Origin of the sequence: Novosphingobium sp. HII-3 (genome assembly GCF_002916655.1) — a bacterium.
In the GTDB taxonomy this organism is placed as follows: domain Bacteria; phylum Pseudomonadota; class Alphaproteobacteria; order Sphingomonadales; family Sphingomonadaceae; genus Novosphingobium; species Novosphingobium panipatense.
The window spans coordinates 72,658-78,839 of sequence record NZ_PPSM01000006.1; the positions used below are offsets into that span (position 1 = coordinate 72,658).

Sequence of the window (6,182 nt, forward strand, 5' to 3'; positions counted from 1 at the left end):
AGTCTCAGTGCACAAAAGGGCCCCCGGCGCGAGCTAGCTAAGTGACAAAAGACGTACCAGCCGCCACCATGGAGACAACCTTGACCGCATCGCTCAGCTATCCTCTCGACCGCCAGGGCATTACCACCGACGCGACGATCTTCGCCAACCTGGGCACCGCGCCGCTGGTCGAGCATGCCGTGGCAAACGAAGAGGGCATGCTGGCAGCGGACGGTCCCTTCGTCGTCGCCACCGGCAAGCACACCGGCCGCTCGGCCAAGGACAAGTTCATCGTCAAGGATGCCGAGACCGAGGATACGGTGTGGTGGGGCAAGACCAACGTCCCCATGACGCCCGAGCACTTCGCCAACCTCAAGGAGGATTTCCTTGCGGCGCTCGGCCAGAAGGACAAGCTCTACGTTGCGGACCTGTTCGGCGGATCGCAGCCCGAGCACCGTGTGAACGTGCGCGTGATCAACGAGTTCGCGTGGCACAACCTGTTCATCCGCACGCTGCTGGTGCGTCCCAAGGCGGAGGAGCTGACCAGCTTCGCGCCCGAGTACACCATCATCGACCTGCCCAGCTTCCGCGCAGATCCCGAGCGTCACGGCAGCCGCACCGAGACGGTCATCGCGGTGAACTTTACCGAGAAGCTGATCCTGATCGGCGGCACTTCGTACGCGGGCGAGATGAAGAAGAGCGTCTTCGGCATCCTCAACTACCTGCTGCCGACCAAGGGCGTGATGCCGATGCACTGCTCGGCCAACATCGGCCCGGACGGCAAGACCGCCGTGTTCTTCGGCCTCTCGGGCACCGGCAAGACCACGCTCTCGGCCGACGCCAGCCGCACCCTGATCGGTGACGACGAGCACGGCTGGTCGGACACCGCCGTGTTCAACTTCGAGGGCGGCTGCTACGCCAAGATGATCCGCCTCTCGGCCGAGGCCGAGCCGGAGATCTTTGCCACCACCAAGCGCTTCGGTACGGTGCTGGAGAACGTCGTCATTGATCCGGTGACCCGCCAAATCGACCTCGACGACAACTCGCTGGCTGAGAACAGCCGCGGTTCCTACCCGATCGACTTCATTCCGAACTGCTCGGAAGAGAACCTCGGTCCGGTTCCGGCGAACCTCATCTTCCTGACCGCCGACGCCTATGGCGTGCTGCCTCCGATCGCGCGTCTGACGCCGGACCAGGCGATGTACCACTTCCTCTCGGGCTACACCGCGCGCGTTGCGGGCACCGAGATCGGCGTGACCGAGCCGGAAGCGACCTTCTCGACCTGCTTCGGCGCGCCGTTCATGCCGCGTCACCCCTCGGTCTACGGCAACCTCCTCAAGGAGCGCATCGCCAAGGGCGGCGTGAAGTGCTGGCTGGTGAACACCGGCTGGTCGGGCGGCATGGCCACTATGGAAGGCATCAAACGCATGCCGATCAAGGCCACCCGCGCGCTGCTCAACGCCGCGCTCGACGGCAGCCTTGTTGATTGCCACTGAGAAGTGACCCGGGATTTCCATTGAGAATTGACCCGGGTGGGTATGGTTTATGTGCTGCCGTTTCTCGGCAGGTTCAAGATGCGGGCGTCTCCTTTCTGGCTTTGGGCGCAGCGGTGCTGGCGCGGAAGCGGAAGCTGTCGTTTCCGGTTTCCAGGATGTGGCAGTGATGGGTTAGCCGATCGAGCAGCGCGGTGGTCATCTTGGCATCACCGAACACGCCAGCCCATTCGCTGAAGCTCAGGTTGGTGGTGATGACGACGCTGGTGCGCTCGTACAGCTTGCTGAGAAGATGGAAGAGCATGGCACCGCCCGATGGGCTGAATGACAGGTAGCCCAGTTCATCGAGGATGAGCAGGTCGAGGCGTAGCAGGCGTTCTGTCAGCTGGCCGGACCGGTTCAAGGTCTTTTCCTGCTCAAGCGCATTGACCAGATCGACCGTGGAGAAGAAGCGGACCTTCTTGCGGTGATGCTCGACAGCCTGGACGCCCAGAGCCGTGGCGATATGGCTCTTGCCGGTGCCGGGCCCGCCGATCAGCACGACGTTGTCGGCGTTTTCCATGAAGTCGCCCCGGTGAAGCTGGCGCACGAGGGCTTCGTTGATCTCGCTGGCGGCAAAATCGAAGCCCGCCAGATCCTTGTAGGCCGGGAAGCGGGCCGCCTTGATCTGATAGGCGATGGACCTGACCTCACGTTCGGCCATCTCTGCCTTCAGGAGCCCAGACAGCATGGGAACGGCAGCGTCGAAGGCAGGCGCGCCTTGCTCGATCAGCTCTCCAGCGGCTTGCGCCATGCCGAACATCTTGAGGCTGCGCAGCATGACGACGATGGCCGCGCTGGCGGGGTCATGACGCATGGCGGATCTCCCTGAGCCTGTCATAGCGTACGACATTGGCCTCAGGCTCCTGCGTCAGACGCAGGGCCTGAGGCGCATCGATCGGCGCTGCTGGAGGCGCCTTGCCATCGATAAGGCGATGCAACACGTTGAGAACGTGGGTCTTGGTGGCGACGCCGGCTTCCAGGGCCAACTCGACTGCCGCCAAGACAGCCTGCTCGTCATGATGCAGAACGAGAGACAGGATCTCGACCATCTCCCTGTCGCCACCAGGGCGCTTGAGCAGATGGCCCTGTAACTGCCGGAAGGCTTCAGGCATCTCGAGGAAGGGCGCGCCATTGCGCAAGGCGCAGGGCTTGCGCTGGACCACTGCCAGATAATGCCGCCAGTCATAGATTGTGCGTCCCGGCTTGTGATGGGAACGATCGATGAGCCGGGCATGTTCGCACACGATCTGGCCTTCGGCCGCTATGACCAGACGATCCGGGTAGACCCTCAGGCTGACCGGCCGGTTCGCGAAGGATGCAGGCACCGAATAGCGGTTGCGGTCGAAGGCAATGAGGCAAGTCGGCGACACGCGCTTGATCTGCTCGACAAAGCCGTCGAAGGGCCGCCCCAGCGGCATCAGGCAGGTAACTTCCTCGGCGTGCGCATCGGCCACGGTGCCGGGCAGGACACCATGCTGGATCTCGCCCCATTGGGCGATGCACTGTTCTTCCAGCCAGGTGTTCAACTCAGCCAGATCGCGGAAGCTGGGCATCGGTTGCCACAACCGGCGCCGAGCGTCCTGGACGTTCTTCTCGACTTGTCCCTTCTCCCAACCAGAAGCCGGATTGCAGAAATCCGGCTCGAACAGATAGTGGCTGGCCATGGCGGCGAACCTGCCATTGACCTGCCGCGCCTTCCCTGTCCCGATCTTGTCGACCGCGGTCCGCATATTGTCGAAGATGCCACGCTGCGGCACGCCGCCCAGCACCCGGAATGCCTGCGCCAGCGCGTCGAACAGCATCTCATGGGTCTGGAGCAGATAGGCCCGCACGATGAAGGCGCGACTATGCGCCAGCTTGGTATGGGCGACCTGCAGCTTCGTCACCTTGCCGTCCAACACGGCATAATCCTCGCTCCAGTCGAACTGGAAGGCCTCGCCAGGCTGGAAAACCAAAGGCACGAATGTCCCGCGCCCGCTGGTCTGCTGTTCATATTGAAGCTCGGCCCGCCATCGCCGCGCAAAGGCGGCCACCCGGTTATAAGAGCCATCGTAACCCAGCGTCACCAGATCACCGTACAACTGCTTGGCGGTCCGCTTCTGCTTGCGGGATTTCTTCGATTCCACTCGCAGCCAAGCCGTCAGCTTGTCCGCGAAGGGATCGAGTTTGCTGGGCCGTAACGGAACCTTGAAGCTGGGCTCAACCGTATCGGAGCGCAGATACTTGCGGATGGTGTTGCGGGAGAGGCCGGTCCGGCGCCTGATCTCCCGAATGGAGATCCCCTGCCGGAAATGCCACCGGCGGATCACACTGAGTAAGTCCATGTCGATCACTCCAAGACCCTCCGACTGGCAGCCGGAAGGGAGCAAAACATGGGTCAATTCTCAGTGGTAATTTATACGCGCCCCGGGTCACTTCTCAGTGGCAATCAACAGGCGAGGAATGATGCGGCGGTTTTGTCATAGCGGGTAGCGCTGCGTCCGGGTTGCTCGACTCGGTTGAACAGGCGTTCAACGTGACTGCGATCACGATAGCGCCGTAGGTCGCAACTGCTGGCTTCCGGCAGTTTGCCTTGGGGAGGATGATCGGCAGGATGCCTCGCCAGAGCAGGTTTTCGCGTACGCCGTCGCTGTCGTAGCACTTACCGGCGAGCAGAGCTTTGGGCTTGATGACAGGCGTTTCGAGGAGCGCAGGCACGTCGCGATAGTCGGACACTTCGCCGCGCTCGTGAGGACGAAGCTAAGAGGGCGGTCCTGACCGTTACAGCGGACGTGGACTTGCCCGTTAAGCCGCCGCGGCTCGCCACCCACAGTGAATGGCCGATCTACGCAAAACCGGCCGTTACGTCCATGCTTCGGGACGGCGGTTTATGCCGCTTCTCGCCAAGCGTTGCGCCCAGGCCGCTCGCTTGCGGTGAGCCGGCACCTAGATGGACGGGTGACCGCTTTGGGGAAGCGTACTCATTCATAAAATTTCACGTCTGAACCCCCGCACTGGACGCAACCAGGCTGTTTGCCTCGCAGACGGGAAACCCGAAGTTTGTATATCCTCATCCGGCTGCTCATGCGGGCGCAAGTATGTTCCCAGTTGATTAGTCACCATAAAATGGGGCAGGAGCAGGTCCGGGCCGCGTAGGCGGTTCTCAATCAAGCGCAGAGTACTTCATAAGTGGCTCGGATCAAAAGTGTGCCTGCTGGCGCTGCTCTCACGGTGGAACTGCTGAGCGCCTATGTGGCGAACCACACGGTCGCGGCTCAAGACATACCGGATCTCATCCGATCCACCAGATTGGCTCTCATCGAAATGAGGTTGCCGGATCACGGCGGAGTAGACCTAGCGGGTTTTAGACCCGGTGTTTCTGCCCGGAGGAGCCTGGCCTTGTCGCCTCATCAAAGCGGGGCAATGGTGCCGGATCAGTTGGTCGCCCCCGCCATTGTGGACCCGCGCGCATCAAAGTCGACGCGTGCTAAGACCAAATCGGGTGCGAACAAGCCAGCTTCAGCGGGACAGCAGAGCAAGGAGTCGAAGTTCCAAAAACCTTGTCCAAACGAGATGACTGTCTCGGATGCAACACCGGTTCGACCCGAGCAACCATCCACACAAAGGTTGAAAGCACGTAACGCGGCGGTCGGACAGCTGCCAAACGTTTTGGTAGGCGCTGAGATGTCGCAGAGCCAAGGCGGGGTGACTGAGAAGCTTCGACGGCGCTCGGCGTTGAGCCTCATCGCTGGTCGTGATGAAATCGCGGTGCGAGCTCACCAGAGCGCCATAGGCATGCCAACCCCGGCACGGAGGAGCGATGTCGATCTCGAGGGAAGCCTTCGGTGTTCCAAGGCAGCGACGGTCGGTGCAGATCGGCGGGGTCTGATGGTTCCGGCACCAGAACTGTCAGCCGGATCCGAACAAGGAGGCTTCGTGGCTAGCGATGGATCGCCCAGGCTAACTTTGATGAAGGCCATTACCCTTGAACGGGCAGTGACAGCCCTTTACAATGGAGCAATGATCAAGCTGGCACCTCACCAGATTTTCGAACGCCACGGCGATCTGTTCCTAACTGCGCTCAATCTCGGCAAAAAATGGAGAGCAGATGAAGAAAGGCGCTTAGGCCAGTTCAAATTCGCCGGTCTTAAGGACGTAGTACTTCTTGAGGAGGCCATCGTTGGCCTACCATCCTTCGCTGGCTTGTTGCCCCGCCATGATGACCGACTGATACTCTCCATCTGAGTGGACGTTCGGAACTGGGCGTCCGGCAGCTCCGAACAGAATTTGCGAGAACGAGGCCCTTCAGGACGCCTGACCGGACTGGCTGAGATGGTCGGATCACCCTCGTCACAGCGGCCAATACTGGAGAGCAGTTGAGTGGAGCTGAGGACCGGACTTGGACGCCCCAAAAACCTCTGGCGTGTTGCGGGGTGAAATGATTCACTCGGCCTCGGCAAACGAGGTGCGATATGAAGGTATCGGGGTTTTTCGCGATCGGCGAACATCTGCGGCGGCTTTCCGAGACGGGGGATCCGCTCGAGGCACTGGGCCGGATCATTGATTTCGAGGCGTTTCGGCCAGTGCTCGACGCCGGGCTTGGCTATTCGGACGGAGCGAAGGGTGGCAGGCCACCCTATGACCCCGTGACAATGTTCAAGGTGCTTATCCTGGCGGCGCAGAACAACG

General features: G+C 61.4%; 4 protein-coding genes and 2 pseudogenes. 3 read left to right on the forward strand and 3 right to left on the reverse strand.

What is annotated here, in order from left to right; genetic code table 11:
- Positions 1-68 precede the first annotated feature (68 nt).
- Positions 69-1,460 (forward strand): annotated as a pseudogene (locus C2R25_RS01520) (phosphoenolpyruvate carboxykinase); the annotation flags it as partial.
- 88 nt (positions 1,461-1,548) lie between these two features.
- On the opposite strand, the gene istB reads toward C2R25_RS01520, so the two are convergent.
- From istB to C2R25_RS21240, 3 genes are all read right to left on the reverse strand, one after another.
- Positions 1,549-2,328: an IS21-like element helper ATPase IstB gene (gene istB / locus C2R25_RS01525; protein ID WP_103727540.1), complete on the reverse strand. Its 780-nt coding sequence runs from the start codon at positions 2,326-2,328 to the stop codon at positions 1,549-1,551.
- Positions 2,318-3,838, reverse strand: coding sequence for an IS21 family transposase (gene istA, locus C2R25_RS01530; RefSeq protein ID WP_103727548.1), 1,521 nt, complete (start codon positions 3,836-3,838; stop codon positions 2,318-2,320). Before istA ends, istB begins: the two co-directional genes overlap by 11 nt.
- A gap of 94 nt (positions 3,839-3,932) precedes the next feature.
- Positions 3,933-4,229, reverse strand: coding sequence for a hypothetical protein (locus tag C2R25_RS21240; protein ID WP_103727541.1), 297 nt, complete (start codon positions 4,227-4,229; stop codon positions 3,933-3,935).
- A gap of 1,284 nt (positions 4,230-5,513) precedes the next feature.
- Here C2R25_RS21240 and C2R25_RS01540 point away from each other — a divergent pair.
- Both C2R25_RS01540 and C2R25_RS01545 read left to right on the forward strand, forming a co-directional pair.
- Positions 5,514-5,738, forward strand: a complete 225-nt coding sequence (locus C2R25_RS01540) for a hypothetical protein (protein WP_233203706.1) — start codon at positions 5,514-5,516, stop codon at positions 5,736-5,738.
- Positions 5,739-5,965: 227 nt separating this feature from the next.
- Positions 5,966-6,182: pseudogene (locus C2R25_RS01545) on the forward strand (IS5/IS1182 family transposase); the annotation flags it as partial.